This is a genomic window from Enterobacter sp. 01-M-03-SI-ECC (genome assembly GCF_047530215.1).
In the GTDB taxonomy this organism is placed as follows: Bacteria; Pseudomonadota; Gammaproteobacteria; order Enterobacterales; family Enterobacteriaceae; genus Enterobacter; species Enterobacter chengduensis.
In genome coordinates, this window is the sequence record NZ_JBLKDA010000006.1 from 1 (window position 1) to 25,756 (window position 25,756).

Consider the following 25,756-nt stretch of genomic DNA (forward strand, 5'->3'; position numbering starts at 1 on the left):
ATATTACGCTTTCCTCTTTCAGAGTCAACCCGTTATTTCAGGATTTTTTCTCTTCAACCGAACCGGCTGTTTGTGTGAAGTGATTCACATCCGCCGTGTCGATGGAGGCGCATTATAGGGAGTTCTCAGCGGGCCGCAACCGCTAAATGACAGAAAAATGACTGACTGCTGCATTCCACAGCAAAACCCCGCCTTATACCTTTTTACACACAGACTTATCCACAATGATACGAAAAAGTGAAAATGTGCGAGCGTTGCGCAAACGTTTTCGTTAAAATGCTCGCGCTTAACAAGGATGCCTCGTCAGGTGTGTTAGATGAGTTTTTCACAGGAAAATTCATCTAACGCTCTCTGTAATCGTGAAATCCAGGGGATTTACCATGCAACAACGTCGTCCAGTCCGCCGCGCTCTGCTCAGTGTTTCTGATAAAGCCGGTATCGTCGAATTCGCTCAGGCACTTTCCGCACGCGGTGTGGAGCTGCTTTCCACAGGCGGTACCGCTCGCCTGTTAGCAGAGAAAGGCCTGCCGGTTACCGAAGTGTCCGATTACACCGGTTTCCCGGAAATGATGGATGGACGCGTCAAAACCCTGCATCCAAAAGTGCACGGCGGTATTCTTGGCCGTCGCGGTCAGGACGACGGGATTATGGAGCAGCACGACATCGCGCCAATCGACATGGTGGTTGTTAACCTCTACCCATTCGCCCAGACCGTTGCCCGCGAAGGCTGTTCTCTTGAAGATGCCGTAGAGAATATTGATATCGGCGGTCCGACCATGGTGCGCTCCGCGGCCAAGAATCATAAAGATGTGGCTATCGTGGTGAAGAGCAGCGATTACGAAACCATTATTAATGAGATGGATGCCAACGAAGGGTCACTGACCCTGGAAACGCGTTTCGACCTCGCCATCAAAGCCTTTGAACACACCGCCGCGTACGACAGCATGATCGCCAACTACTTCGGTAGCCTGGTGCCGGCCTACCACGGTGAAAGCAAAGAGCCTTCCGGCCGCTTCCCGCGTACGTTGAACCTGAACTTCATTAAGAAGCAGGATATGCGTTACGGTGAGAACAGCCACCAGCAGGCAGCCTTCTATATAGAAGAAGAGGTGAAAGAAGCCTCTGTTGCAACTGCCCAGCAGGTTCAGGGCAAAGCGCTCTCCTATAACAACATTGCCGACACCGACGCCGCGCTGGAATGCGTGAAAGAATTCAGCGAGCCGGCCTGCGTTATCGTCAAGCATGCCAACCCATGCGGCGTCGCGGTAAGCACCTCTATTCTGGACGCTTACGATCGCGCCTACAAAACCGACCCGACCTCCGCGTTCGGCGGCATTATCGCCTTCAACCGCGAGCTGGATGCTGAAACGGCTCAGGCCATTATCTCCCGCCAGTTTGTTGAAGTGATCATCGCGCCATCGGCCTCCGAAGAGGCGCTGAAAATCACCGCGGCGAAACAGAACGTGCGCGTACTGGTTTGCGGCCAGTGGGCAGAACGCGTGCCGGGCCTGGACTTCAAGCGCGTGAACGGCGGTCTGCTGGTTCAGGATCGCGACCTGGGGATGGTGACCGAAGCCGACCTGCGCGTCGTCACTAAGCGTCAGCCGACAGAACAGGAGCTGCGTGACGCGCTGTTCTGCTGGAAAGTTGCCAAGTTCGTGAAATCCAATGCCATCGTCTACGCCAAAGAGAACATGACCATCGGGATAGGCGCAGGCCAGATGAGCCGCGTTTACTCGGCGAAAATCGCGGGTATTAAAGCAGGCGATGAAGGTCTGGAAGTCAAAGGCTCCGCCATGGCTTCTGACGCCTTCTTCCCGTTCCGTGACGGTATCGACGCGGCGGCTGCCGTAGGCATTACCTGTGTGATCCAGCCAGGTGGTTCCATCCGCGACGACGAAGTGATTGCCGCAGCCGACGAACACGGCATTGCGATGATCTTCACCGACATGCGTCACTTCCGCCATTAATTCCCGGAGCAGAAAATGAAAGTATTAGTCATTGGTAACGGTGGACGCGAGCATGCTCTGGCGTGGAAAGCGGCGCAGTCTCCGCTGGTAAAAACGGTTTTCGTGGCACCGGGCAACGCCGGCACCGCGCTGGAACCCGCGCTGCAGAACGTGGCTATTGGCGTGACGGACATTCCGGCGCTGCTGAGCTTTGCCCAGAGCGAGAAAATCGACCTGACCATCGTCGGCCCGGAAGCGCCGCTGGTGATTGGCGTGGTGGATGCATTCCGCGCCGCGGGCCTGAAAATCTTCGGCCCAACGGAAGGTGCAGCTCAGCTGGAAGGCTCCAAAGCCTTCACCAAAGATTTCCTCGCACGTCATCACATCCCGACGGCGGAATATCAGAACTTCACAGAAGTGGAGCCCGCGCTGGCTTACCTGCGTGAAAAAGGCGCGCCGATTGTGATCAAGGCCGACGGTTTGGCCGCCGGTAAAGGCGTGATCGTCGCGATGACGCTCGAAGAAGCGGAAGCCGCGGTTCAGGATATGCTGGCAGGTAACGCTTTTGGCGACGCGGGCCACCGTATCGTGATCGAAGAGTTCCTCGACGGTGAAGAAGCGAGCTTTATCGTGATGGTCGACGGCGAGCACGTTCTGCCGATGGCCACCAGCCAGGACCACAAGCGCGTGGGCAATGGCGATACCGGTCCGAATACCGGTGGGATGGGCGCTTACTCCCCTGCGCCGGTCGTGACTGACGAAGTCCACCAGCGCACCATGGATCGCATCATCTGGCCTACCGTGAAGGGCATGGCGGCGGAAGGTAATACCTACACCGGTTTCCTTTATGCGGGCCTGATGATCGACAAGCAGGGCAACCCTAAGGTTATCGAATTCAACTGCCGCTTTGGCGATCCGGAAACGCAGCCCATCATGCTGCGCATGAAATCCGACCTTGTTGATCTGTGCCTGGCCGCCTGCGACGGCAAACTCGATGAGAAAACCTCAGAGTGGGACGAGCGTGCGTCTCTGGGCGTGGTGATTGCTGCGGGTGGGTATCCGGGCAACTACAGCACAGGTGATGAGATCCACGGTCTGCCGCTGGAAGAGATTGACGGTGCGAAGGTGTTCCACGCAGGTACGAAGCTGGCTGAGGACGATCGCGTCCTGACCAACGGCGGACGCGTACTGTGTGCGACCGCGCTGGGCCATACCGTGGCAGAAGCGCAGAAACGCGCCTATGCGCTGATGGCGGATATTCACTGGAACGGCAGCTTTAGCCGTCAGGATATCGGCTATCGCGCGATTGCCCGCGAGCAGGGCGAGTAATTCCCCCTCACTCTAACCCTCTCCCAAGAGGAGAGGGGATCGTTCGTAGGCCGGATAAGCGTTAGCGCCATCCGGCTTAATGCACAGAACTCAGAAACTCTTTTCTGTCGGCTGCCATGTGCAGAAGTCTTCGTTCGCCACCAGCAGCAGTTGAGAGCCTTCCGGCGCTTCAAGCCACGCTACACTCACCTCCAGTGATGAATGACGCTGACGGCGTTGAATGTGTTCGGTCGCCCAGGACTCAAGCTCAGGCTTCACCGTTTGTCCTTCGCAGGTGGTTACCGTCCCATCGGCATGCCAGCGCCCCTGGCGCAGCACGACGCGCCCCAGACGAAGCGCATCGCTGGTCTGGCGGATTTGTTCGGCACGATAACGGTAGAGGGCGATTTGATCGCTGGAAAGCTGCTGTTTTTGACCGCTGACTTCGCGCTGCATAAAGCTCAGCTCGCCATGGTCGTCAAAACGCACTTTCACGTGTTCCGGGGTCTTGCTGTAGACATTCAGTTCAATCAGCGACAGGTCATCTCCCTGCCAGCGATATTCCGCCGTCGACGTATTGCCGTTATGCCACGGACTGAAGGCAGAAAGCAGATGCACTTCACCGCCGGAATCTTTACGCCAGATCCTGACCGCGCCCTGGTTGTCCGCGTAACCGCTGGCGGTAAACGGCGGCAGGGAGGTATCGTGGCTACAGGCTGACAGCAGCAGCATGCCTGCCAGCGCAAGCGTTCCACGCCAGAAAGACAAAAGGGGCGTTACCGCCCCTTCGCTAAAACTGTTCACTGCCACGCGTCTTACTTAACAGCGTCTTTCAGTGCTTTACCAGAAACAAATGCCGGCACGTTAGCTGCGGCGATTTTGATTTCTTTACCGGTCTGCGGGTTGCGGCCAGTACGCTCAGCGCGGTGGTTCACTTTGAAGGTACCGAAACCAACCAGTTGTACAGCATCACCTTCTTTCAGAGACTCAGTAATAGCAGCCAGGGTAGATTCCAGAGCAGCTTTAGCCTGCACTTTAGACAGATCAGCCTTGTCCGCAATTACATCAATCAGTTGAGTCTTGTTCATAAGTTATCCTTTCAATGTGTTTATCGCTTGCTAAGCATCGAGTGCGACGAAAATGCCAAAAAAGCACTCTCCTGCATACACGCACCGATAGCCACTTTTATTCGCCCCCCAAATGTAGACCAGACAAGGGGCGAAAGGGAAGAGTCGAGGAGCGACAAAACGGGCGTTATCTCAAGTTTTCTTAACTCATTGGTTAAAAATTATACCAATATTGCTCTCACCGGCCTCCCGCAAGTCCGCGCGTAGCCCTTTTATCAGCTCAATATCGCGTTCTTCACACTCTGCCAGCAGGCGGAAAATCTCCCACTGAATGTCCCATTCTTGCTCAACCGCCGGGTTCGCGCGCAGCTCTTCGTCGGTCATCTCCCGGCCTTCCTGGGTCATTTCCAGCATCGCGACGGTGGTAATAGATGCCTTACTGACTTCAATCGCGTGCTCCAGCGTCTCACCGCTCAGGCGAGAGTGGAGCAGTTCGCTTAACGCCACGCAGGCATCGATCGCCGGGTAGACGCCGTACAGGTCAAAATCATCCGCCACCGGAATCGCCTCTTCCAGCTTTTCCAGCTGGGAGTCGAAGTTCACCTTTGCGTCTTTCACCGTCAGCGTTTCCCAGATCAGATCCAGAATGCGGCGGTAGATATGGCCATCACCAAAGCCCGTCTGCTTGCAGAACGCGGCGTAGTTGGGATACATGCGCTCGCACAGGCAAGCCATAAAGGTGACGTGCTGCCAGCTTTCCAGCTTTTCAAGGCGCAGGTGAATCGGGTTTTGTAGCATGATGATCTCTCGAATCGAAAATTAGGCGCAGTTTACCTGAATCATCGCTGAATTTCCTGCCAACGAACAAAAGCCGGGCGCGAAGAGGCGACGGCGTCTGCCCAGCGCGTCGGCTCCGGCAAGCGGTAGCCCTTCATGCAGCGCTGCACCCACGCCAGCGCGCTGTCCATGCTCACCCGGTGCCCGGTGGCAATAAAGAGCGGGTTACAGCGTGCCTTGCTGCGCCAGACCCACGCCAGCTGCTCACCTTTATGGATAAGCGGCGCCAGCGCACCCGGCTCGGCGGAAAGCGGTTCAAACGCGCCGCACAGGCGCTTCTTGGCGACGCCGATGGTCGGCACATCCACCAGCAGCCCAAAGTGGCTGGCAACGCCTAAACGGCGCGGGTGCGAAATACCGTGTCCATCGACAAACAGCAGGTCAGGTTTTTGCGAGAGTTGCTCCCACGCGGCCAGCAGCGCGGGATATTCGCGGAAGGAGAGAAAGCCCGGAATGTACGGCATGGTGGTGGCGATACGCGCGACCTTGTACTCCACCAGCTCAAGCGAAGGGTATTTCAGGACCACCATCGCCGCTCGCGTCACTTCCCCACCCTGCTCGAACCCGACGTCGGCTCCGCCAATGTACTGCGGAGGATCTTTATCCAGACGATCCTCGCGGATCACCGATGAAGCCAGTTCGATTTGTTGAGCGCGTAGCGACGCGAGATCCATAATCACTCCTTACTGGTGATACTGGGCAGAAAGCCGATGCACCGCCTCCACAAATACGCCTGCGTGCTCTGGCGGTACATCCTGATGAATACCGTGGCCGAGGTTAAAGACGTGGCCTTCCCCCTGGCCGAAACCAGACAGTATAGTCGACACTTCTTCTTCAATACGGGCTGGCGGCGCGTAGAGCATGGACGGGTCCATGTTGCCCTGCAGCGCCACTTTGTCACCCACGCGGCGGCGGGCATCGGCAATATCGGTGGTCCAGTCGAGACCCAGCGCGTCGCAGCCGGTTGCCGCCATCGCTTCCAGCCACTGGCCGCCACCTTTGGTGAACAGCGTTACCGGCACGCGGCGACCTTCGTTCTCACGCAGCAGGCCGTCGACGATTTTATGCATGTAGTACAGGGAGAACTGCTGATAGTCGCGCCCGGTCAGCACGCCGCCCCAGGTATCGAAAATCATCACCGACTGCGCACCGGCTTTAATCTGCGCGTTCAGGTAGAGGGTGACGCTCTTCGCCAGCTTGTCGAGCAGCGCGTGCAGAGCCAGCGGCTCGGCGTACATCATCTTTTTGATTTTGGTGAACGCTTTGCTGCTGCCCCCTTCAACCATGTAGGTGGCCAGCGTCCACGGGCTACCGGAGAAGCCAATCAGCGGCACGTCGCCTTTCAGCTCGCGGCGAATGGTGCGCACGGCGTTCATCACGTAGCCCAGTTCGCCTTCCGGATCGGGGATCGGCAGCTTGTCCACGTCGGCTTTGCTTTTAATCGGAGAAGTGAAGCGCGGGCCTTCACCGGTTTCGAAGTACAGGCCAAGGCCCATGGCATCCGGAATGGTCAAAATATCCGAGAAGAGGATCGCCGCATCCAGCGGGAAGCGGCGCAGCGGCTGGAGCGTCACTTCACAGGCCAGCTCGGCGTTTTTGCACAGCGACATAAAATCGCCCGCCTGCGCGCGCGTGGCTTTGTACTCTGGCAGATAGCGTCCCGCCTGGCGCATCATCCACACCGGGGTGACATCAACGGGCTGGCGCAGCAGCGCACGCAGATAACGATCGTTCTTCAGTTCGGTCATTTTTGCAGTTCCTTAAGCGTCATGGCCCCAGTGTAACACTACTCATACTCGGCCCGACACATCGCCACGGTATCTTCTATCAGCCGACGCGCCACGGTACCCGGCGGAGGTAACAGGGGTAAATCGTCGTAGCGATACCAGTTCGCGTCGAGCAGCTCTTTCTGGTCGATAACGATTTCACCGCTATCGTATTCGGCCATAAAGGCCGTCATCAGCGACTGCGGGAACGGCCACGGCTGGGAGGTGACGTAGCGCAGGTTCTTCACTTTGATCCCGCTCTCCTCCATCACCTCGCGCGCCACCGCCTGCTCCAGCGTTTCGCCCACCTCGACGAAGCCGGCCAGCACGGTGTGAACGCCGTTGCGATGGCGGGTGTGCTGCGCCAGCAGGATGGAATCCTCCCGGCGGATAGCGACGATAATGCACGGCGCAATCTGCGGGTAGTAGCGCTCGCGGCAGTGGCTGCAAAGCATTGCCCACTCGGTTTTGCTCGGACGCATGGTATGGCCGCAGTAGCCGCAGAATTTATGCGAGCGGTAAAACTCCGCCAGCTGCACGCCGCGCCCCGCCAGCTGGAACAGCCCAACGTCCAGATCCAGCACCTGTCGCACCGATCCCATATCCTGACGGCGCGCTTGCTGGATCAACCACACGGGTTCCCCCTGCCACTCGCCGATCTTCAGCCCTGGCTGGCCCACGAGGTCGAACGTTTCCGCCGCGCCGTAGGGCAGTTCTCCACCGGGCAACCATAATTTTTGTTCGTGGCTGACGATCCACCAACCCAGATCTGATTTTTCAATAATACGATCCATATCTATTGCACTACCTTCGCTTCACTGACATGTTGTTAGCATTGTGGTTACATTCTGGATAAGCAGATTCAATCCTACACTTTGCGGAGTCGACCATGTTAAACCAGCTGGAAAACCTGACTGAGCGCGTTAGAGGAAGTAACAAACTGGTGGATCGCTGGCTTCATGTGCGCAAGCATCTACTCGTCGCTTATTACAATCTGGTCGGCATTAAGCCTGGCAAAGAATCGTTTATGCGGCTGAATGAAAAAGCGCTGGATGATTTTTGCCAGGGCCTGGTCGACTATCTGTCCGACGGCCATTTCAATATTTATGAACGCATTATCCGTGAAATGGAAGGGACAGCGCCGTATTTAGCGGCCAGCAAACTCTATCCGCTGCTGGAAGCCAACACCCAGCAGATCATGGATTACTATGATTCCACGCTTGAGAACGCCATCGATCACGACAACTATCTTGAGTTCCAGCGGGCGCTTTCCGACCTTGGGGAAGCGCTGGAAGAGCGGTTCACGCTGGAAGATAAGCTGATTAGCCTTGTCCTGGATGCCAGCCCCGAAGATAACATCGCGCGCCCGGCTTGAGTTCTTAATCGTTAACGAGTAATTTACAACCATTCGCCCCTCTCACGAGGGGGATTTTTCTTGTCGGAGTGCCCAGCGCTTAAACGCGCGGGCTGAGACCGTTAATTCGGGATCCGCGGAACCTGATCAGGCTAATACCTGCGAAGGGAACAAGAGTCACACTGCTGTTGTATCGCCCCCCGGGCGATCCTCTCTTGCTTCATCCGTCGTCTGACAAGCCATGTCCTTCACTTTTGGAATGAGCTATGTCTACTGCAAAACTGACCCGCCGCGAACAGCGCGCACAGGCCCAACACTTCATCGACACCCTGGAAGGCACCGCTTTCCCTAACTCGAAACGCATCTACATTTCCGGCTCGCAGGCCGATATCCGCGTCCCGATGCGCGAAATCCAGCTCAGCCCGACGCTTATCGGCGGCAGCAAGGATAACCCGCAGTATGAAGAGAACGAGGCCGTGCCGGTGTATGACACCTCCGGGCCGTACGGCGACCCTGACGTTGCCATCAACGTGCAGCAGGGTCTGGCAAAGCTCCGCCAGCCGTGGATTGACGCGCGTAAGGACTGCGAAGCGCTGAGCGTGCGCAGTTCTGCGTATACCAATGAACGCCTGGCCGACGACGGTCTGGACGCGCTGCGCTTTACCGGCCTGCTGACGCCAAAACGCGCCAAAGCGGGCAAGCGTGTGACCCAGCTGCACTACGCCCGCCAGGGCATCGTCACGCCGGAGATGGAGTTCATCGCCATCCGCGAAAACATGGGCCGCGAGCGCATCCGCAGCGAAGTACTGCGCTACCAGCATCCGGGAGAAGGCTTTGGCGCTCGCCTGCCGGAGAACATCACGCCGCAGTTTGTGCGTGACGAAGTGGCCGCTGGCCGCGCGATTATCCCCGCCAACATCAACCACCCGGAATCCGAGCCGATGATTATCGGCCGCAACTTCCTGGTGAAGGTCAATGCGAACATCGGTAACTCGGCCGTCACCTCCTCCATCGAGGAAGAGGTGGAAAAGCTGGTCTGGTCCACGCGCTGGGGCGCGGACACGGTAATGGACCTCTCCACCGGCCGCTATATTCATGAAACCCGCGAGTGGATCCTGCGTAATAGCCCGGTACCGATTGGCACCGTCCCGATTTATCAGGCGCTGGAGAAGGTCAACGGCATTGCCGAAGACCTCACCTGGGAGGCGTTCCGCGACACGCTGCTGGAGCAGGCTGAACAGGGCGTGGACTACTTCACCATTCACGCGGGCGTGCTGCTGCGCTATGTGCCGATGACCGCGAAGCGTCTGACCGGCATCGTCTCGCGCGGCGGTTCCATCATGGCGAAGTGGTGCCTGTCCCATCATCAGGAAAACTTCCTCTACGAACACTTCCGCGAAATTTGCGAAATCTGCGCCGCGTACGATGTCTCCCTGTCGCTGGGCGACGGCCTGCGTCCGGGATCCATTCGCGACGCCAACGACGAAGCGCAGTTTGCCGAGCTGCACACGCTGGGCGAGCTGACCAAAATCGCCTGGGAGTATGACGTGCAGGTGATGATTGAAGGTCCGGGACACGTGCCGATGCAGATGATCCGCCGCAACATGACCGAGGAGCTGGAGCACTGCCATGAAGCGCCGTTCTACACCCTGGGGCCGTTGACCACCGATATTGCGCCGGGCTATGACCACTTCACCTCCGGGATTGGCGCAGCAATGATCGGCTGGTTCGGCTGCGCCATGCTCTGCTACGTGACGCCGAAAGAGCATCTCGGCCTGCCGAACAAAGAGGACGTGAAGCAGGGGCTGATTACCTACAAAATTGCTGCCCACGCGGCGGATCTGGCGAAAGGCCACCCGGGGGCGCAAATCCGCGATAACGCCATGTCCAAAGCGCGCTTTGAGTTCCGCTGGGAAGACCAGTTCAACCTGGCGCTGGACCCATTCACCGCCCGCGCCTACCACGACGAGACCCTTCCGCAGGAATCGGGCAAAGTCGCCCACTTCTGCTCCATGTGCGGGCCGAAGTTCTGCTCGATGAAAATCAGCCAGGAGGTACGCGACTACGCCGCCGCGCAAACCATTGAAGTGGGTATGGCGGACATGTCAGAAACGTTCCGCGCCAAAGGCGGCGAAATCTATCTTAAAAAAGAGGAGGCGTAATGTACCAGCCCGATTTCCCGTCCGTCCCCTACCGTTTAGGGCTCTATCCGGTGGTGGACAGCGTGGCGTGGATTGAACGCCTGCTGGAGGCTGGCGTTCGCACCCTCCAGCTGCGCATCAAGGATAAACGCGATGACGAGGTGGAAGCCGATGTGATTGCCGCCATCGCGCTGGGGCGACGCTACCATGCCCGCCTGTTTATCAACGACTACTGGCGGCTGGCCGTTAAGCACCGTGCTTACGGCGTGCATCTGGGTCAGGAGGACCTGGAAACAACGGATCTCAGCGCCATCCGCGAAGCCGGATTACGGCTGGGCGTGTCAACGCACGATGACATGGAGATCGACGTGGCCCTCGCGGCCCGTCCCTCTTACATCGCGCTGGGCCACGTCTTCCCGACGCAAACCAAGCAGATGCCCTCCGCGCCGCAGGGGCTGACGCAGCTGGCGAGCCACGTTAAACGCCTTGCCGATTACCCCACCGTTGCCATTGGCGGCATTAGCCTTGAACGCGCCCCGGCGGTGCTGGAGACCGGGGTCGGCAGCATCGCCGTCGTCAGCGCCATCACACAGGCCGCAGACTGGCGGCTCGCCACTCAACAGCTGTTGCAGCTGGCAGGAGCGGGCGATGAACGATCGTGATTTTATGCGCTACAGCCGTCAGATCCTGCTGGAAGATATCGCCATCGACGGACAGCAAAAGCTGCTCGCCAGCCGGGTGCTGATTGTCGGTCTGGGCGGATTAGGCGCGCCCGCCGCGCTCTATCTGGCAGGCGCGGGCATCGGCACGCTGGTGCTGGCCGACGACGACGAGGTCCACCTCAGCAACCTGCAGCGACAAATCCTCTTTACCACCGAGGATATCAACCGGCCGAAGGCGGAAATCACCCGGCAGCGTCTGAACCAGCTCAACCCGGATATCGCGCTGATTGCCCTGCAGGAGCGGCTCAGCGGTGAAAGCCTGCACCGTGAGGTCGCTCTGGCCGACGTGGTGCTGGACTGCACGGACAACATGGCGACGCGCCAGGCGGTTAACGCCGCCTGTGTGGCAGCGAATACGCCACTTATCACCGCCAGCGCGGTGGGGTTCGGCGGGCAGATGATGGTCCTCACCCCGCCGTGGACGCAGGGCTGCTATCGCTGCCTGTGGCCGGATGATGCCGAACCGGCGCGCAACTGCCGCACGGCGGGCGTTCTGGGTCCGGTAGTCGGCGTGATGGGCACCCTGCAGGCGCTGGAAGCCATCAAGCTGCTCAGCGGCATGGAGACGGAACGTAACACGCTGCGGCTGTTTGATGCCCGCTCCAATGGCTGGCGCCATCTGGCGCTGCACCCTGCCAGCCGCTGCCCGGTATGCGGAGGCCGCGATGCGCATTCTGTTTAACGATGAGCCGATGAAATGCGACGACGGGTTGACCGTTGCGGTACTGCTCGACAAGCTGCGCCAGCTCAAGCCGGGAACGGCGCTGGCGCTCAATCAACAGATCCTGCCGCGCGAGCAGTGGGAACATCAGCAGGTCAATGAAGGCGACCAGATCCTGCTGTTTCAGGTTATCGCAGGGGGCTGAGATGTTACGTATTGCCGACAAAGTCTTTGATTCACATCTGTTTACTGGAACCGGGAAATTCGCCTCGCCGCAGCTGATGGTGGAGGCCATTCGTGAAAGCGGAAGCCAGCTGGTGACGCTGGCGCTCAAGCGCGTGGATCTGCGCCACCACAGCGACGCTATTCTGGCGCCGCTGCTGGAGGCAGGCGTCACGCTGTTGCCCAACACCTCCGGCGCCAAAACGGCCGAAGAGGCAATTTTTGCCGCGCAGCTGGCCCGCGAGGCGCTCGGCACGCGCTGGCTGAAGCTGGAAATTCATCCTGACGCCCGCTGGCTGCTGCCGGACCCGATCGAAACGCTGAAAGCGGCTGAAAAGCTGGTGCAGCAAGGGTTTACCGTCCTGCCGTACTGCGGGGCTGACCCCGTGCTGTGCAAACGGCTGGAAGAGGTCGGCTGCGCCGCCGTCATGCCGCTGGGCGCCCCCATCGGCTCCAACCAGGGGCTGGAAACCCGCGCGATGCTGGAGATCATCATCGAGCAGGCGACCGTACCGGTGGTGGTTGATGCAGGGATTGGCGTGCCCAGCCACGCCGCGCAGGCGCTGGAGATGGGCGCCGACGCGGTGCTGGTCAACACGGCCATCGCGGTGGCCGACGATCCGGTCATGATGGCGCGTGCGTTCCGTCTGGCCGTCGAGGCCGGCCTGCTGGCAAGAGGCTCCGGCCCCGGCTCGCGCAGCTTTCAGGCGCAGGCCACCAGCCCGCTGACCGGTTTTCTGGAGGCGATCTCATGAGCACGTTTACCGAGCGCTGGCGGCAGCTTAGCTGGGACGACATTGCCCTGCGCATCAACAGCAAGACGGCGGCTGACGTGGAGCGCGCGCTGCATGCCCGCCATCTGACCCGCGAAGATCTGATGGCCCTGCTCTCCCCGGCGGCCAGCGCGTACCTCGAACCGATGGCCCAGCGGGCGCAGCGGCTCACCCGGCAGCGTTTTGGCAACACCGTGAGCTTCTACGTGCCGCTTTATCTCTCAAACCTGTGCGCCAATGACTGCACCTACTGCGGTTTTTCCATGAGCAACCGCATCAGGCGGAAAACGCTCGATGAAGGTGAAATTGCCCGTGAGTGTGCGGCCATTCGTGAAATGGGTTTTGAACATCTTCTGCTGGTCACGGGTGAACATCAGGGCAAAGTGGGAATGGACTATTTCCGTCAGCACCTTCCCGCCATTCGCCGCCGGTTTGCGTCGCTGCAGATGGAAGTGCAGCCTCTGCTGCAGGAGGAGTACGCTGAATTGAAATCCCTCGGTCTGGACGGCGTTATGGTCTACCAGGAAACCTACCACGAGGCGACGTACGCCCGGCATCACCTGAAGGGCAAGAAACAGGATTTCTTTTTCCGCCTGGAAACGCCGGACAGGCTGGGCCGCGCGGGTATCGACAAAATCGGTCTCGGGGCGCTGATCGGGCTCTCCGACAGCTGGCGGGTGGATTGCTACATGGTGGCGGAACATTTGCTGTGGCTCCAGCAGCACTACTGGCAGAGCCGTTATTCCATCTCCTTCCCGCGCCTGAGGCCCTGCGCGGGCGGGATTGAACCGGCTTCACTGATGGATGAACGCCAGCTGGTGCAAACCATCTGCGCGTTTCGCCTGCTCGCCCCGGAGGTGGAATTATCGCTCTCAACGCGCGAATCTCCGGCGTTTCGCGATCGCGTCATCCCGCTGGCGATTAACAACGTCAGCGCGTTTTCTAAGACGCAGCCTGGCGGCTACGCCGACGACCATCCGGAGCTGGAGCAGTTTGCGCCGCATGACGGACGACGCCCGGAAGCGGTCGCCGCCGCCCTGACGGCGCAGGGGCTTCAGCCGGTCTGGAAAGACTGGGACAGCTGGCTGGGAAGAGCCTCGCAGTGACGCTGAAACGCACTGCAACACCCTAGAAAAATTGTCGAGGCGGTATGGAAAGGCAAAACCGGATGATTGCCTGCGATCGTCCGGTTTTTTATTGTCACACCGTCAGCAACGGATGCTGACCAGGGCGAAAAGCTTCTTCCTCGTTTCGCCCTGCCTCCTGCTCATTGCACATCGGCATCAACCGGTTGAATAAGTATTTTCTTAATGGTTCTTAAGATAAATCATCTCGCCAGAAATCGTGGGTCGTATAATTCACCGCTAACCGCAGGACAGCGACTATGCTGAGAGGATATCGGCAGACGACATGTATTCACCATCAGGAACGATGTACAGCTCATGGCACTTCACAGCAAAAAGCTCTCTTTTACCCGGCCCATTATGCTCAGCTTCGCGGGGATACTCTGCAGTTTTGCGGTGATCGCGGTCGCGGTGACGCTTTCGCAACAGAAGGATTTCCTTGCGGATTATCATAAGATCAATAGTAATTTCACGCACAACCTGGCGGTGAACTACACCGAGTCTATTCTGCGTGAAAACGACTATATCCTGGGCCGATCCACGATGTACTTTGCGCGCAACGACAGGCTAAACGAGACGCTTAACGTCAATCCGTCGCAGGGGCTGCAGATGATGATGCATTTGCAGAACCTGATGCCGACCGTCTCCTCCATTTCGCTGGCGGACACGCAGGGACATTATCTCCGCGCACCGGAAGTGCTCCCCACGGAGAAGAGCAAAACCTTCGATCCCCGGGCGCGCCCGTGGTTTGTCGCTCAGGCGGAAGCCAGTATCTTCAGCCACTATACCCATCCCTACATGGATTACTTTACGGGCCACCCCACGGTTACGCTTTATAAGCCAGTGATTTCGCCAGAAGGCAGGCTGAAGGGCACGCTCGCGTTCCATCTCGATCTCACTTCAATGGGCTATACCCTGCGCCAGATGGTGGCGCCCGTTCAGGGGGAGTTCTTCATCGTCGAACGCGACGGCGCCGTTGTGCTTCACCCGGATACCGGCGCGCTCTTCAAGCAGTACGTAAGCGAAGCGCTGATGGACAAAATGACCAGCGGCGAAGGTCATCTTTACGACAAGAAAACCAACGCCTGGTATTACTACTACTCGTTTACTAACCCGGACTGGTTTGTGATCTACCGGGTATCCGGTGAGACGCTCACCGATATCACCCGCCACGAAACGACGATCGTTGGCTGGGGGTTTGCGCTGGCGGCCATCATCATCATCCTCTTTGGCTTATACCTCCGCCACGCCTCGCGTAGCGTACTGATGCACATTATCAATGCCATCAAAACCGGCGACGTCAGCGAGGCGCCGCGACTGGAAGCGATGCTGAGCCACACCATCCAGTCCAATAAAGAGCGTGAGATGGCCTATGTGCGGCAGGCCACCCACGATGCGTTGACCGGCTGTAAAAACCGCCGCGCGTTCGATAGCGATGTTGCGGAGCTGCTGAATGCCCAGCAGCCTTTCGCGATGGCGCTGGTGGACATTGATAACTTCAAGTCCATCAACGACACGCTGGGCCACCTGACCGGCGATATCGTTCTGCGCAACGTCGCCCGCGAAGGGATCCAGATCATGCAGCCACATCACGTCTCGGTTTACCGTTACGGCGGCGAAGAGTTTGCGGTCATCTTCCAGGCTGAACAGATAGCTTCCGCGCTATCACTGTTGGAAGCGTGGCGTACCGCCGTTGAAAAACGCGTCTGGCGGGAAGAGAACCTGCGGGTGACCTTCAGCGGCGGTCTTGGGGAGTGGCATTTTGAACCGCTGGAGCAATTTGTCGGAAGCGTAGATAACGCCCTCTACAGCGCCAAACAGCAGGGCAAAAACCGCATTAATCGAACCTCCATCAGCTAATCTTCCCTCTTTCCCCCAGCCCGTTTCCACGGGCCGGGTACCTGATAAGGCAAAATTGTAACCGGTTTCAGAAAATCGCCGGTTTCTTTGTGATGCCTGACACACAATCGCGGTAAACCGGTTGTTGAAGCGGTCTGCACGGGATAATTATCAATAAACACATGTAGATCGAGGCTGATTATGAAGAACATCGTTTTATGCTGTGCAGCGGGAATGTCAACCAGCATGCTGGTTCAACGTATGAAAGATGCCGCGCAGAAAAAAGGGGTTGAAGTCACCATTAAAGCCGTTCCGGTTGCGGAGTTTAAAGACAACATCGCGACGGCCGACATCGTATTGCTGGGGCCACAGGTGAAATACGAGCAGGCTAAACTTCAGGCACAGGCCGATCCGTTGGGTAAAAAGGTCGCGGTTATCGACATGATGGATTACGGCATGATGAAAGGCGATGCCGTACTGGAAAAAGCGCTCAAACTTCTGGAGTCATAATGGAAGACTTAGAAACCACGATTATGGAACTGCTGGTCAACGCAGGCGCGGCGCGCAGTGCAGCCCTGACGGCATTACAGATGGCACGTAAAGGCGAGTTTGACGAAGCAGAAAAAGCAATGGAAGAGTCGCGCGAATATGTGAAGCATGCGCACACGATCCAGACGCAGCTGATTGGTCTTGACGAAGGGACCGGCAAACTTCCGGTTAACCTGATCACCGTTCATTCACAGGATCACCTGATGAACGCGATGGTCATTCAGGACCTGGCGGGGGATATGATTGAGCTTTATCGCCGGATCCCGCTGGTGAATTGAAAACATTCAGATGTAAAAAAACCCGCCGAGGCGGGTTTTTTATTGTCGGGTGGCACTACGCTTACCCAAACTACGATTCATATGCCCGGTAATTTTCATCACCGGGCATCAACGATTACTCGTTGTCGGAACCGCCCAGACCTGCGTTCAGCAGTTCTGCCAGGCTCGCGGATGCATCTTCAGCAGTGACCTGCGGTGCAGCTGGCAGTTCGCCCGCAGCACGACGACGCATACGATCCTGATGGTACGCATAACCGGTACCGGCTGGGATCAGACGACCCACGATGACGTTCTCTTTCAGACCGCGCAGTTCATCACGTTTACCTGCAACAGCGGCTTCGGTCAGGACACGAGTCGTTTCCTGGAACGATGCTGCAGAGATGAAGGACTCGGTTGCCAGAGACGCTTTGGTGATACCCAGCAGATCGCGCGAGAAGGTCGCACCGATTTTGCCGTTCGCTTCCAGTTCGCGGTTAGCGATCTTGACGCGTGAGTATTCAACCTGCTCGCCTTCCAGGAACTCAGAGCTGCCCGCGTTTTCGATGGTTGCTTTACGCAGCATCTGACGAACGATAACTTCGATGTGCTTATCGTTAATCTTAACGCCCTGCAGACGGTAAACGTCCTGCACTTCGTTGGTGATGTAACGCGTTACCGCGTGTACGCCACGAAGACGCAGAATGTCGTGCGGCGCTTCTGGACCATCGGAAACCACGTCACCACGTTCTACACGTTCACCTTCGAACACGTTGAGCTGACGCCACTTAGGAATCATCTCTTCGTACGGCTCGCTGCCATCTACTGGGGTGATAACCAGACGGCGTTTACCTTTGGTCTCTTTACCGAAGGAAATGATACCGCTGATTTCAGCCAGGATTGCAGGCTCTTTCGGACGACGTGCTTCGAACAGGTCCGCAACACGTGGCAGACCACCGGTGATGTCCTTGGTACCGCTGGATTCCTGAGGAATACGCGCCAGAGCATCACCCGCACCGATCTGAACACCATCTTCCAGCTGAACGATCGCTTTACCCGGCAGGAAGTACTGCGCAGGCATGTCGGTACCCGGGATCAGAACGTCGTTACCCTGAGCATCAACGATTTTCAGTGCAGGACGCAGATCTTTACCGCCGGTAGTACGTTCAGCAGAATCCAGAACCACCAGAGATGACAGACCGGTCAGCTCGTCGGTCTGACGAGTAATGGTCTGGCCGTCGATCATGTCAGTGAAGCGGATGAAACCACTTACTTCGGTGATAACCGGCATGGTGTGCGGATCCCAGTTTGCAACGGTTTCACCGCCGGCAACCTGCTCGCCATCACCTTTCGCCATAACCGCACCGTAAGGCACTTTATAGCTCTCTTTGGTACGACCGAATTCGTCGATCAGCTTCAGCTCGGTGTTACGAGAGGTCACAACCAGCTTGCCTGCGGAGTTAACAACAGACTTCGCGTTGCTGAGCTTGATGCTACCTTTGTTTTTCACCTGGATGCTGGATTCAGCAGCCGCACGAGATGCCGCACCACCGATGTGGAACGTACGCATCGTCAGCTGTGTACCCGGCTCACCGATGGACTGTGCCGCGATAACGCCGATGGCTTCACCTTTGTTGATGATGTGGCCACGCGCCAAGTCACGACCATAGCAGTGCGCACACACACCAAAGTCGGTGTCACAGGATACAACGGAACGCACTTTCACGGAGTCAACAGAGTTCGCTTCCAGCAGGTCACACCAGTGCTCGTGCAGCAGCGTGTTGCGTGGAACCAGAATGTCTGCCGTACCCGGCTTCAGAATGTCTTCCGCGGTCACACGACCCAGAACGCGGTCGCGCAGTGGCTCTTTAACATCGCCACCTTCGATAACCGGGGTCATCACCAGACCTTCCAGCGTGCCGCAGTCGTCTTCGGTCACAACCAGATCCTGCGCAACGTCAACCAGACGACGCGTCAGATAACCGGAGTTCGCTGTTTTCAGTGCGGTATCCGCCAGACCTTTACGCGCACCGTGCGTGGAGATGAAGTACTGGAGTACGTTCAGACCTTCACGGAAGTTCGCGGTGATTGGCGTTTCGATGATGGAGCCATCTGGCTTCGCCATCAGACCACGCATACCTGCCAGCTGACGAATCTGTGCTGCGGAACCACGCGCACCGGAGTCGGCCATCATGTAGATGCTGTTGAAGGAAACCTGCTGCTCTTCGACGCCGTCACGGTTAATGACAGTTTCGGTCTGCAGGTTATCCATCATCGCTTTGGATACACGATCGTTCGCCGCGGCCCAGATATCGATAACTTTGTTATAGCGTTCGCCCGCGGTAACCAGACCAGACTGGAACTGCTCCTGGATCTCGGCAACTTCAGCTTCCGCTTCAGAGATGATCTCGTGTTTCTTCTCTGGGATAACCATGTCGTCGATACCTACGGACGCACCTGAGCGCGCAGCGTAAGCAAAGCCGGTGTACATAGTCTGGTCAGCGAAGATAACGGTCGGCTTCAGGCCCAGAATGCGGTAACAGGTGTTCAGCATTTTGGAGATCGCTTTCTTGCCCAGCGCCTGGTTGACGATGGAGAAAGGCAGACCTTTCGGTACGATCATCCACAGAATCGCACGGCCAACGGTCGTGTCTTTCAGGCTGGTTTTCGCAACGAACTCGCCGTTTTCATCTTTTTCGTATTCGGTGATACGCACTTTAACGCGCGCATGCAGAGAGGCCAGGCCGGCGCGATAAATACGCTCAGCTTCTTTCGGGCCAGTCAGCACCATGCCTTCGCCTTTGGCGTTAACACAGTCACGGGTCATGTAGTACAGACCCAATACAACGTCCTGAGAAGGAACGATGATTGGCTCACCGTTCGCTGGAGACAGGATGTTGTTGGTAGACATCATCAGCGCACGCGCTTCGAGCTGGGCTTCCAGCGTCAGCGGTACGTGAACAGCCATCTGGTCACCATCGAAGTCGGCGTTATAGGCCGCACAAACCAGCGGGTGCAGCTGGATAGCTTTACCTTCGATCAGGACTGGCTCAAATGCCTGGATACCCAAACGGTGCAGGGTTGGCGCACGGTTCAGCAGTACCGGGTGTTCGCGGATAACTTCGTCCAGGATATCCCAAACGACAGCTTCTTCACGCTCAACCATTTTCTTCGCGGCTTTGATGGTGGTGGCCAGGCCACGCAGTTCCAGCTTGCCGTAGATGAACGGTTTGAACAGCTCCAGTGCCATTTTCTTCGGCAGACCGCACTGATGCAGACGCAGGTATGGACCTACGGTGATTACAGAACGACCGGAGTAGTCAACACGCTTACCGAGCAGGTTCTGACGGAAACGACCCTGTTTACCTTTGATCATGTCGGCCAAAGATTTCAGAGGACGTTTGTTAGAACCGGTGATCGCACGACCGCGACGACCGTTATCCAGCAGGGCATCTACCGCTTCCTGCAGCATACGTTTTTCGTTGCGTACGATGATGTCCGGCGCAGCCAGATCCAGCAGACGTTTCAGACGGTTGTTACGGTTGATCACGCGACGATACAGATCGTTCAGATCCGACGTTGCGAAACGACCACCATCCAGCGGAACCAGTGGACGCAGATCTGGCGGCAGAACCGGCAGAACGGTCAGGATCATCCACTCTGGCTTGTTACCAGACTGAACGAACGCTTCCAGCAGTTTGATACGCTTGGTCAGCTTTTTACGTTTGGTTTCGGAGTTGGTTTCGTTCAGCTCTTCACGCAGCTGCTCGCACTCTTGCTCCAGATCCATGCTCTTCAGCAGGGCCTGAATAGCTTCCGCACCCATCTTCGCGTCGAATTCGTCACCGAACTCTTCCAGCGCGTCCAGATACTGCTCTTCAGTCAGGATCTGATGACGTTCCAGGTTCGTCATCCCGCCTTCGATAACCACATAAGATTCGAAGTACAGAACACGTTCGATATCGCGCAGCGGCATATCCAGCAGCAGACCGATACGGGACGGCAGAGATTTCAGGAACCAGATATGAGCAGTCGGAGACGCCAGCTCGATGTGGCCCATGCGCTCACGACGCACTTTGGTCTGGGTCACTTCAACGCCGCACTTCTCACAGATCACACCACGGTGTTTCAGGCGCTTGTACTTACCGCACAGGCACTCGTAATCTTTTACTGGCCCGAAAATGCGCGCACAGAAAAGGCCGTCACGCTCAGGTTTGAACGTACGGTAGTTGATGGTTTCCGGCTTTTTAACTTCACCGAAAGACCATGAACGGATCATGTCTGGCGAAGCCAGAGCAATTTTGATCGCATCAAACTCTTCGGTTTTAGTCTGCGCTTTCAGAAACTTTAATAAATCTTTCACGGATTTGCTCCCGTCGGAGTTAGCACAATCTGGTGCCGGGGGTTAACCCGGCACCAGTGACCTGTTTGAGCGAGAATTACTCGTCTTCCAGTTCGATGTTGATACCCAGCGAACGAATCTCTTTCAACAGTACGTTGAACGATTCTGGCATGCCCGGCTCCATCTGATGGTTGCCGTCCACGATGTTTTTATACATCTTGGTACGACCGTTCACGTCATCAGACTTAACGGTGAGCATTTCCTGCAGGGTGTATGCCGCGCCGTATGCTTCCAGCGCCCACACTTCCATCTCCCCGAAGCGCTGACCACCGAACTGTGCCTTACCACCCAGCGGCTGCTGAGTAACCAGGCTATAAGAACCGGTAGAACGAGCGTGCATCTTGTCGTCGACCAGGTGGTTCAGTTTCAGCATGTACATGTAACCTACGGTTACCGGACGCTCGAACTGTTCACCGGTACGGCCGTCAAACAGCGTAATCTGACCAGACGTTGGCAGACCACCCAGTTGCAGCAGCTCTTTAATTTCAGCTTCTTTTGCACCGTCGAATACCGGCGTTGCAATTGGCATACCTTTGCGCAGGTTCTCTGCCAGACGCAGCACTTCTTCATCGCTGAAGGTGTTCAGGTCGACTTTCTGACGCACGTCGGTACCCAGATCGTAGGCACGCTGGATGAATTCGCGCAGTTTCGCGACTTCCTGCTGCTGTTTCAGCATGGCGTTAATCTTGTCGCCGATACCTTTCGCAGCCATACCCAGGTGAGTTTCCAGGATCTGACCAATGTTCATACGAGACGGTACGCCCAGCGGGTTCAGTACGATATCTACCGGCGTACCGTTAGCATCGTGCGGCATATCTTCGATCGGGTTGATCTTAGAGATAACACCCTTGTTACCGTGACGACCCGCCATCTTATCACCAGGCTGGATCTGACGTTTAACAGCCAGATACACCTTAACAATCTTCAGCACGCCTGGTGCCAGATCGTCGCCCTGAGTGATTTTGCGGCGTTTCGCTTCGAGTTTTTTCTCGAACTCGTGTTTCAGTTCGTCGTACTGCTCAGCCAGCTGTTCCAGCTGATTCTGTTTATCTTCGTCGGTCAGGCCCAGTTCCAGCCAGCGATCGCGTGGCAGTTTGTCGAGCTTCTCAGCTTCAACGCCACCGGCAACCAGCACCGCATAGATACGGCTGAACAGACCCGCTTCGAGGATCTGCAGTTCTTCAGACAGGTCTTTCTTAGCCTGTTTGAGCTGCATCTCTTCGATTTCCAGCGCACGCTTATCTTTCTCAACGCCGTCACGAGTGAAGACCTGAACGTCGATAACCGTACCGGAAACACCGTTTGGTACGCGCAGAGAAGAGTCTTTAACGTCAGACGCTTTCTCACCGAAGATAGCACGCAGCAGTTTCTCTTCTGGCGTCAGCTGGGTTTCACCTTTCGGCGTTACCTTACCAACCAGAATGTCGCCGCCGGTCACTTCCGCACCGATATAAACGATACCGGATTCATCCAGTTTGGAGAGCGCAGCTTCACCCACGTTAGGGATGTCAGCGGTGATCTCTTCCGGCCCCAGCTTGGTGTCACGGGACACACATGCCAGTTCCTGAATGTGGATAGTGGTGAAACGATCTTCCTGAACCACACGCTCGGAGACGAGGATGGAGTCTTCGAAGTTGTAACCGTTCCACGGCATGAACGCTACGCGCATGTTCTGACCGAGCGCCAGTTCACCGAGGTCGGTGGACGGACCGTCTGCCAGCACGTCGCCGCGCTCAACTGGCTCACCCAGAGACACACATGGCATCTGGTTGATACAGGTGTTCTGGTTAGAACGGGTGTATTTGGTCAGGTTATAGATGTCGATACCTGCTTCGCCCGGATACATCTCGTCTTCGTTAACTTTGATAACGATACGGGATGCGTCGACGTACTGAACAGTACCGCCACGTTTAGCAACCGCAGTAACACCGGAGTCAACGGCAACAGCACGTTCCATACCGGTACCAACCAGCGGCTTATCAGCGCGCAGAGTTGGAACGGCCTGACGTTGCATGTTCGCACCCATCAATGCACGGTTGGCGTCATCGTGTTCCAGGAACGGGATCAGGGACGCACCGACGGATACCACCTGCTGGGTGGATACGTCCATGTAGTCAACCTGGTCGCGGCTGAACAAGCTGGATTCGCCTTTGCTACGGCAGGTAACCAGATCTTCTACAAAGTGGCCTTCGTCATCCAGGTTGGAGTTCGCCTGAGCGATAACGTAGTTGCCTTCTTCGATAGCAGACAGGTAGTGAATTTCGTCGGTTACAACACCGTCAGTCACTTTACGGTACGGCGTCTCGAGGAAACCGTATTCGTTCGTCTGTGCGTACACGGACAGGGAGTTGATCAGACCGATGTTTGGACCTTCAGGCGTTTCGATTGGACATACGCGACCGTAGTGCGTCGGGTGTACGTCTCGAACTTCAAAGCCTGCGCGTTCACGGGTCAGACCGCCTGGGCCGAGTGCAGAGATACGACGTTTGTGCGTAATCTCAGACAGCGGGTTGTTCTGGTCCATGAACTGAGACAGCTGGCTGGAACCGAAGAACTCTTTCACTGCTGCAGAAATCGGCTTGGCGTTGATCATATCCTGAGGCATCAGGGTATCCAGATCGCCCAGAGACAGACGCTCTTTCACCGCACGCTCTACACGTACCAGGCCAACGCGGAACTGGTTTTCCGCCATTTCGCCTACGGAACGGATACGACGGTTGCCGAGGTGGTCGATATCGTCCACTTCGCCTTTGCCGTTACGGATATCGATGAGCTTCTTCATCACTTCGATGATGTCGTCTTTGCTCAGGATACCGGAACCTTCGATTTCGTCGCGCAGCAGAGAACGGTTGAACTTCATACGACCAACCGCGGACAGATCGTAGCGGTCTTCGGAGAAGAACAGGTTCTCGAACAGGCTTTCAGCCGCTTCACGAGTTGGTGGCTCACCAGGGCGCATCATGCGGTAGATTTCTACCAGCGCGCTCAGACGATCGGTGGTTGGGTCGACACGAAGCGTCTCAGAGATGTACGCACCGTGATCCAGATCGTTGGTGAACAGCGTTTCGATACGTTTGTGGCCAGACTGGCTCAGCTTAGCCAGCAGATCCAGGCTCAGCTCCATGTTCGCCGGGCAGATCAGCTCGCCAGTTGATTCATCAACGTAATCTTTCGCGGCTACTTTTCCTGCAATGTACTCAACCGGAACTTCGATGAGTTTGATATCATCTTTTTCCAGCTGGCGGATGTGGCGCGCGGTGATACGGCGACCTTTTTCCACATACACTTTGCCGTCGGCTTCGATGTCGAACGACGCGGTCTCACCACGCAGACGTTCCGGCACCAGCTCCATCTGCAGCTTGTTGTCGCGGATTTCAAAGATCACTTTCTCAAAGAACAGGTCCAGGATCTGTTCAGTGGTGTATTGCAGCGCACGCAGAATGATGGTTGCAGGCAGCTTACGACGACGGTCGATACGGACAAACAGGTTGTCTTTCGGATCGAACTCGAAGTCCAGCCATGAACCACGGTAAGGAATGATGCGTGCGTTATACAGTACTTTACCGGAAGAGTGTGTTTTACCTTTATCGCTGTCGAAGAAGACGCCCGGGCTACGATGCAGCTGGGAAACGATAACACGCTCAGTACCGTTGATAACGAAAGTACCGTTGTCTGTCATGAGTGGAATTTCACCCATGTAGACTTCTTGTTCTTTAATGTCTTTTACGGTGCCTTCCGGCGCTTCGCGCTCGTAGATCACCAGACGCAGTTTTACGCGCAGCGGTGCGGAATAGGTCACGCCACGGATCTGACATTCCTGAACGTCAAACACCGGTTCGCCAAGGCGGTAGCTGACGTACTGCAGCTCGGAGTTACCGCTGTAGCTCTGAATCGGGAACACGGAGCGGAAGGCTGCTTCCAGACCGTACTGCCCTTCAGGATCTTGCTCGATAAACTTCTGGAACGAGTCAAGCTGGATAGAAAGGAGATATGGAATGTCCAGAACTTGTGGACGTTTACCAAAATCCTTACGAATACGTTTTTTCTCGGTATAGGAGTAAACCATAGGGTTCCTCAGCTCGCTGACAAGTCGACCCATCTGTCCGACGAAGGGACAGTTTGTGCAACACCATTTTGTGGACCGGAAAATTGAATACTTTCCGCAATACCTGTTGCTATCACGCTTAAATCATTTCGTCGCGATTTACACAGAGCGAGCACCCTGTCGCAATATATTAAGTCGTCGATAGAAACATGCATTGTCAGGACAATCAGCAGTCAAACAGTGTGAAATGCTACTGATGCCTTACAGCGCAAAAAGGCTGGTGACTAAAAAGTCACCAGCCATCAGCCTAATTGCTTAGGCTGCAACCAGAAAAGTTGGCTTATTTAACTTCAACTTCAGCGCCAGCTTCTTCCAGAGATTTTTTCAGTGCTTCTGCGTCGTCTTTGCTCACGCCTTCTTTCAGCGCAGCTGGAGCAGATTCTACCAGGTCTTTAGCTTCTTTCAGACCCAGGCCAGTTGCGCCACGTACTGCTTTGATAACAGCAACTTTGTTCGCGCCAGCAGCTTTCAGAATTACGTCGAATTCAGTTTTTTCTTCAGCAGCTTCAGCCGGGCCCGCAGCTACAGCTACAGCAGCAGCAGCAGAAACACCGAATTTTTCTTCCATTGCAGAAACCAGCTCTACAACGTCCATTACGGACATAGCTGCTACTGCTTCAATGATTTGATCTTTAGTGATAGACATTTAAATTGTTCCTGAAAATCAGAATAAAGTTTATACG

21 protein-coding genes and 1 riboswitch are annotated in these 25,756 nt (G+C 56.5%); of the genes, 12 read left to right on the plus strand and 9 right to left on the minus strand.

Annotation, left to right across the window (positions count from 1 at the left end; translation table 11 throughout):
• Nucleotides 1–380 precede the first annotated feature (380 nt).
• Nucleotides 381–1,970, plus strand: coding sequence for a bifunctional phosphoribosylaminoimidazolecarboxamide formyltransferase/IMP cyclohydrolase (gene purH / locus ACMWKK_RS07630; protein WP_112780617.1), 1,590 nt, complete (start codon nt 381–383; stop codon nt 1,968–1,970).
• A 15-nt stretch (nt 1,971–1,985) separates the two neighbouring features.
• Nucleotides 1,986–3,278: a phosphoribosylamine--glycine ligase gene (gene purD / locus ACMWKK_RS07635; protein ID WP_112780618.1), complete on the plus strand. Its 1,293-nt coding sequence runs from the start codon at nt 1,986–1,988 to the stop codon at nt 3,276–3,278.
• 90 nt (nt 3,279–3,368) lie between these two features.
• Here purD and ACMWKK_RS07640 read toward each other — a convergent pair whose 3' ends face one another.
• The 6 genes from ACMWKK_RS07640 to nudC all read right to left on the minus strand — a co-directional run bounded on the left by ACMWKK_RS07640 (nt 3,369) and on the right by nudC (nt 7,721).
• Nucleotides 3,369–4,061 carry a DUF1481 domain-containing protein gene (locus ACMWKK_RS07640; protein WP_045331791.1) on the minus strand — a complete coding sequence of 231 codons (693 nt, stop codon included), beginning with the start codon at nt 4,059–4,061 and terminating at the stop codon, nt 3,369–3,371.
• An 11-nt stretch (nt 4,062–4,072) separates the two neighbouring features.
• Nucleotides 4,073–4,345 carry a nucleoid-associated protein HU-alpha gene (gene hupA / locus ACMWKK_RS07645; protein ID WP_002445246.1) on the minus strand — a complete coding sequence of 91 codons (273 nt, stop codon included), beginning with the start codon at nt 4,343–4,345 and terminating at the stop codon, nt 4,073–4,075.
• A 186-nt stretch (nt 4,346–4,531) separates the two neighbouring features.
• A complete protein-coding gene (locus ACMWKK_RS07650; protein WP_008503468.1) occupies nt 4,532–5,122 on the minus strand; it encodes a YjaG family protein in 591 nt (196 codons plus the stop codon).
• Nucleotides 5,123–5,163: 41 nt separating this feature from the next.
• Entirely contained in the window at nt 5,164–5,835 is a 672-nt protein-coding gene (nfi, locus tag ACMWKK_RS07655) for a deoxyribonuclease V (RefSeq protein ID WP_023309979.1), read from the minus strand.
• A gap of 9 nt (nt 5,836–5,844) precedes the next feature.
• A complete protein-coding gene (gene hemE / locus ACMWKK_RS07660) occupies nt 5,845–6,909 on the minus strand; it encodes a uroporphyrinogen decarboxylase (protein ID WP_112780619.1) in 1,065 nt (354 codons plus the stop codon).
• Nucleotides 6,910–6,947: 38 nt separating this feature from the next.
• Entirely contained in the window at nt 6,948–7,721 is a 774-nt protein-coding gene (nudC, locus tag ACMWKK_RS07665; protein ID WP_045331786.1) for an NAD(+) diphosphatase, read from the minus strand.
• A gap of 95 nt (nt 7,722–7,816) precedes the next feature.
• On the opposite strand from nudC, the gene rsd reads away from it, so the two are divergent.
• From rsd to ACMWKK_RS07715, 10 genes are all read left to right on the plus strand, one after another.
• Nucleotides 7,817–8,302 (plus strand): sigma D regulator, encoded by a 486-nt coding sequence (gene rsd / locus ACMWKK_RS07670; protein ID WP_112780620.1) that lies wholly within the window; start codon nt 7,817–7,819, stop codon nt 8,300–8,302.
• Nucleotides 8,303–8,356: 54 nt separating this feature from the next.
• Nucleotides 8,357–8,468, plus strand: a riboswitch (TPP riboswitch).
• Nucleotides 8,469–8,547: 79 nt separating this feature from the next.
• Nucleotides 8,548–10,443 carry a phosphomethylpyrimidine synthase ThiC gene (gene thiC, locus ACMWKK_RS07675; protein WP_112780621.1) on the plus strand — a complete coding sequence of 632 codons (1,896 nt, stop codon included), beginning with the start codon at nt 8,548–8,550 and terminating at the stop codon, nt 10,441–10,443.
• Complete coding sequence (thiE, locus tag ACMWKK_RS07680) at nt 10,443–11,084, plus strand: thiamine phosphate synthase (RefSeq protein ID WP_112780622.1); 642 nt, start codon at nt 10,443–10,445, stop codon at nt 11,082–11,084. The genes thiC and thiE overlap by 1 nt, the downstream gene beginning before the upstream one ends.
• On the plus strand, nt 11,071–11,826 hold the full coding sequence (gene thiF, locus ACMWKK_RS07685; RefSeq protein WP_112780623.1) for a thiazole biosynthesis adenylyltransferase ThiF: 756 nt from the start codon (nt 11,071–11,073) through the stop codon (nt 11,824–11,826). The genes thiE and thiF overlap by 14 nt, the downstream gene beginning before the upstream one ends.
• Entirely contained in the window at nt 11,810–12,010 is a 201-nt protein-coding gene (gene thiS / locus ACMWKK_RS07690) for a sulfur carrier protein ThiS (protein ID WP_045331776.1), read from the plus strand. The genes thiF and thiS overlap by 17 nt, the downstream gene beginning before the upstream one ends.
• A 1-nt stretch (nt 12,011) precedes the next feature.
• A complete protein-coding gene (gene thiG, locus ACMWKK_RS07695) occupies nt 12,012–12,782 on the plus strand; it encodes a thiazole synthase (RefSeq protein ID WP_021242958.1) in 771 nt (256 codons plus the stop codon).
• A complete protein-coding gene (gene thiH, locus ACMWKK_RS07700) occupies nt 12,779–13,906 on the plus strand; it encodes a 2-iminoacetate synthase ThiH (protein ID WP_112780624.1) in 1,128 nt (375 codons plus the stop codon). The genes thiG and thiH overlap by 4 nt, the downstream gene beginning before the upstream one ends.
• 336 nt (nt 13,907–14,242) lie before the next feature.
• Nucleotides 14,243–15,784, plus strand: coding sequence for a sensor domain-containing diguanylate cyclase (locus ACMWKK_RS07705; RefSeq protein ID WP_045331771.1), 1,542 nt, complete (start codon nt 14,243–14,245; stop codon nt 15,782–15,784).
• Nucleotides 15,785–15,964: 180 nt separating this feature from the next.
• Nucleotides 15,965–16,273, plus strand: a complete 309-nt coding sequence (locus ACMWKK_RS07710) for a PTS sugar transporter subunit IIB (protein ID WP_010425948.1) — start codon at nt 15,965–15,967, stop codon at nt 16,271–16,273.
• On the plus strand, nt 16,273–16,590 hold the full coding sequence (locus ACMWKK_RS07715) for a PTS lactose/cellobiose transporter subunit IIA (RefSeq protein WP_008503455.1): 318 nt from the start codon (nt 16,273–16,275) through the stop codon (nt 16,588–16,590). Before ACMWKK_RS07710 ends, ACMWKK_RS07715 begins: the two co-directional genes overlap by 1 nt.
• A 115-nt stretch (nt 16,591–16,705) precedes the next feature.
• On the opposite strand, the gene rpoC is transcribed toward ACMWKK_RS07715, so the two are convergent.
• The 3 genes from rpoC to rplL form a co-directional block, all read right to left on the minus strand.
• Nucleotides 16,706–20,929: a DNA-directed RNA polymerase subunit beta' gene (gene rpoC, locus ACMWKK_RS07720; protein ID WP_032644499.1), complete on the minus strand. Its 4,224-nt coding sequence runs from the start codon at nt 20,927–20,929 to the stop codon at nt 16,706–16,708.
• Nucleotides 20,930–21,005: 76 nt separating this feature from the next.
• The gene (gene rpoB, locus ACMWKK_RS07725) at nt 21,006–25,034 is read right to left on the minus strand and encodes a DNA-directed RNA polymerase subunit beta (RefSeq protein ID WP_112780625.1); all 4,029 of its coding nucleotides are present in this window, start codon (nt 25,032–25,034) and stop codon (nt 21,006–21,008) included.
• 319 nt (nt 25,035–25,353) lie between these two features.
• Nucleotides 25,354–25,719 carry a 50S ribosomal protein L7/L12 gene (gene rplL / locus ACMWKK_RS07730; RefSeq protein ID WP_002445276.1) on the minus strand — a complete coding sequence of 122 codons (366 nt, stop codon included), beginning with the start codon at nt 25,717–25,719 and terminating at the stop codon, nt 25,354–25,356.
• Nucleotides 25,720–25,756: the final 37 nt, after the last annotated feature.

Excerpts from the sequence above, each read along its gene's own strand:
- purH (WP_112780617.1), top strand. The coding sequence starts at position 381 with ATGCAACAACGTCGTCCAGTCCGCCGCGCTCTGCTCAGTGTTTCTGAT.
- purD (WP_112780618.1), top strand. The coding sequence starts at position 1,986 with ATGAAAGTATTAGTCATTGGTAACGGTGGACGCGAGCATGCTCTGGCG.
- hupA (WP_002445246.1), bottom strand. The coding sequence starts at position 4,345 with ATGAACAAGACTCAACTGATTGATGTAATTGCGGACAAGGCTGATCTG.
- ACMWKK_RS07650 (WP_008503468.1), bottom strand. The coding sequence starts at position 5,122 with ATGCTACAAAACCCGATTCACCTGCGCCTTGAAAAGCTGGAAAGCTGG.
- nfi (WP_023309979.1), bottom strand. The coding sequence starts at position 5,835 with ATGGATCTCGCGTCGCTACGCGCTCAACAAATCGAACTGGCTTCATCG.
- hemE (WP_112780619.1), bottom strand. The coding sequence starts at position 6,909 with ATGACCGAACTGAAGAACGATCGTTATCTGCGTGCGCTGCTGCGCCAG.
- nudC (WP_045331786.1), bottom strand. The coding sequence starts at position 7,721 with ATGGATCGTATTATTGAAAAATCAGATCTGGGTTGGTGGATCGTCAGC.
- rsd (WP_112780620.1), top strand. The coding sequence starts at position 7,817 with ATGTTAAACCAGCTGGAAAACCTGACTGAGCGCGTTAGAGGAAGTAAC.
- thiC (WP_112780621.1), top strand. The coding sequence starts at position 8,548 with ATGTCTACTGCAAAACTGACCCGCCGCGAACAGCGCGCACAGGCCCAA.
- thiE (WP_112780622.1), top strand. The coding sequence starts at position 10,443 with ATGTACCAGCCCGATTTCCCGTCCGTCCCCTACCGTTTAGGGCTCTAT.
- thiF (WP_112780623.1), top strand. The coding sequence starts at position 11,071 with ATGAACGATCGTGATTTTATGCGCTACAGCCGTCAGATCCTGCTGGAA.
- thiS (WP_045331776.1), top strand. The coding sequence starts at position 11,810 with ATGCGCATTCTGTTTAACGATGAGCCGATGAAATGCGACGACGGGTTG.
- thiG (WP_021242958.1), top strand. The coding sequence starts at position 12,012 with ATGTTACGTATTGCCGACAAAGTCTTTGATTCACATCTGTTTACTGGA.
- thiH (WP_112780624.1), top strand. The coding sequence starts at position 12,779 with ATGAGCACGTTTACCGAGCGCTGGCGGCAGCTTAGCTGGGACGACATT.
- ACMWKK_RS07705 (WP_045331771.1), top strand. The coding sequence starts at position 14,243 with ATGGCACTTCACAGCAAAAAGCTCTCTTTTACCCGGCCCATTATGCTC.
- ACMWKK_RS07710 (WP_010425948.1), top strand. The coding sequence starts at position 15,965 with ATGAAGAACATCGTTTTATGCTGTGCAGCGGGAATGTCAACCAGCATG.
- ACMWKK_RS07715 (WP_008503455.1), top strand. The coding sequence starts at position 16,273 with ATGGAAGACTTAGAAACCACGATTATGGAACTGCTGGTCAACGCAGGC.
- rpoB (WP_112780625.1), bottom strand. The coding sequence starts at position 25,034 with ATGGTTTACTCCTATACCGAGAAAAAACGTATTCGTAAGGATTTTGGT.
- rplL (WP_002445276.1), bottom strand. The coding sequence starts at position 25,719 with ATGTCTATCACTAAAGATCAAATCATTGAAGCAGTAGCAGCTATGTCC.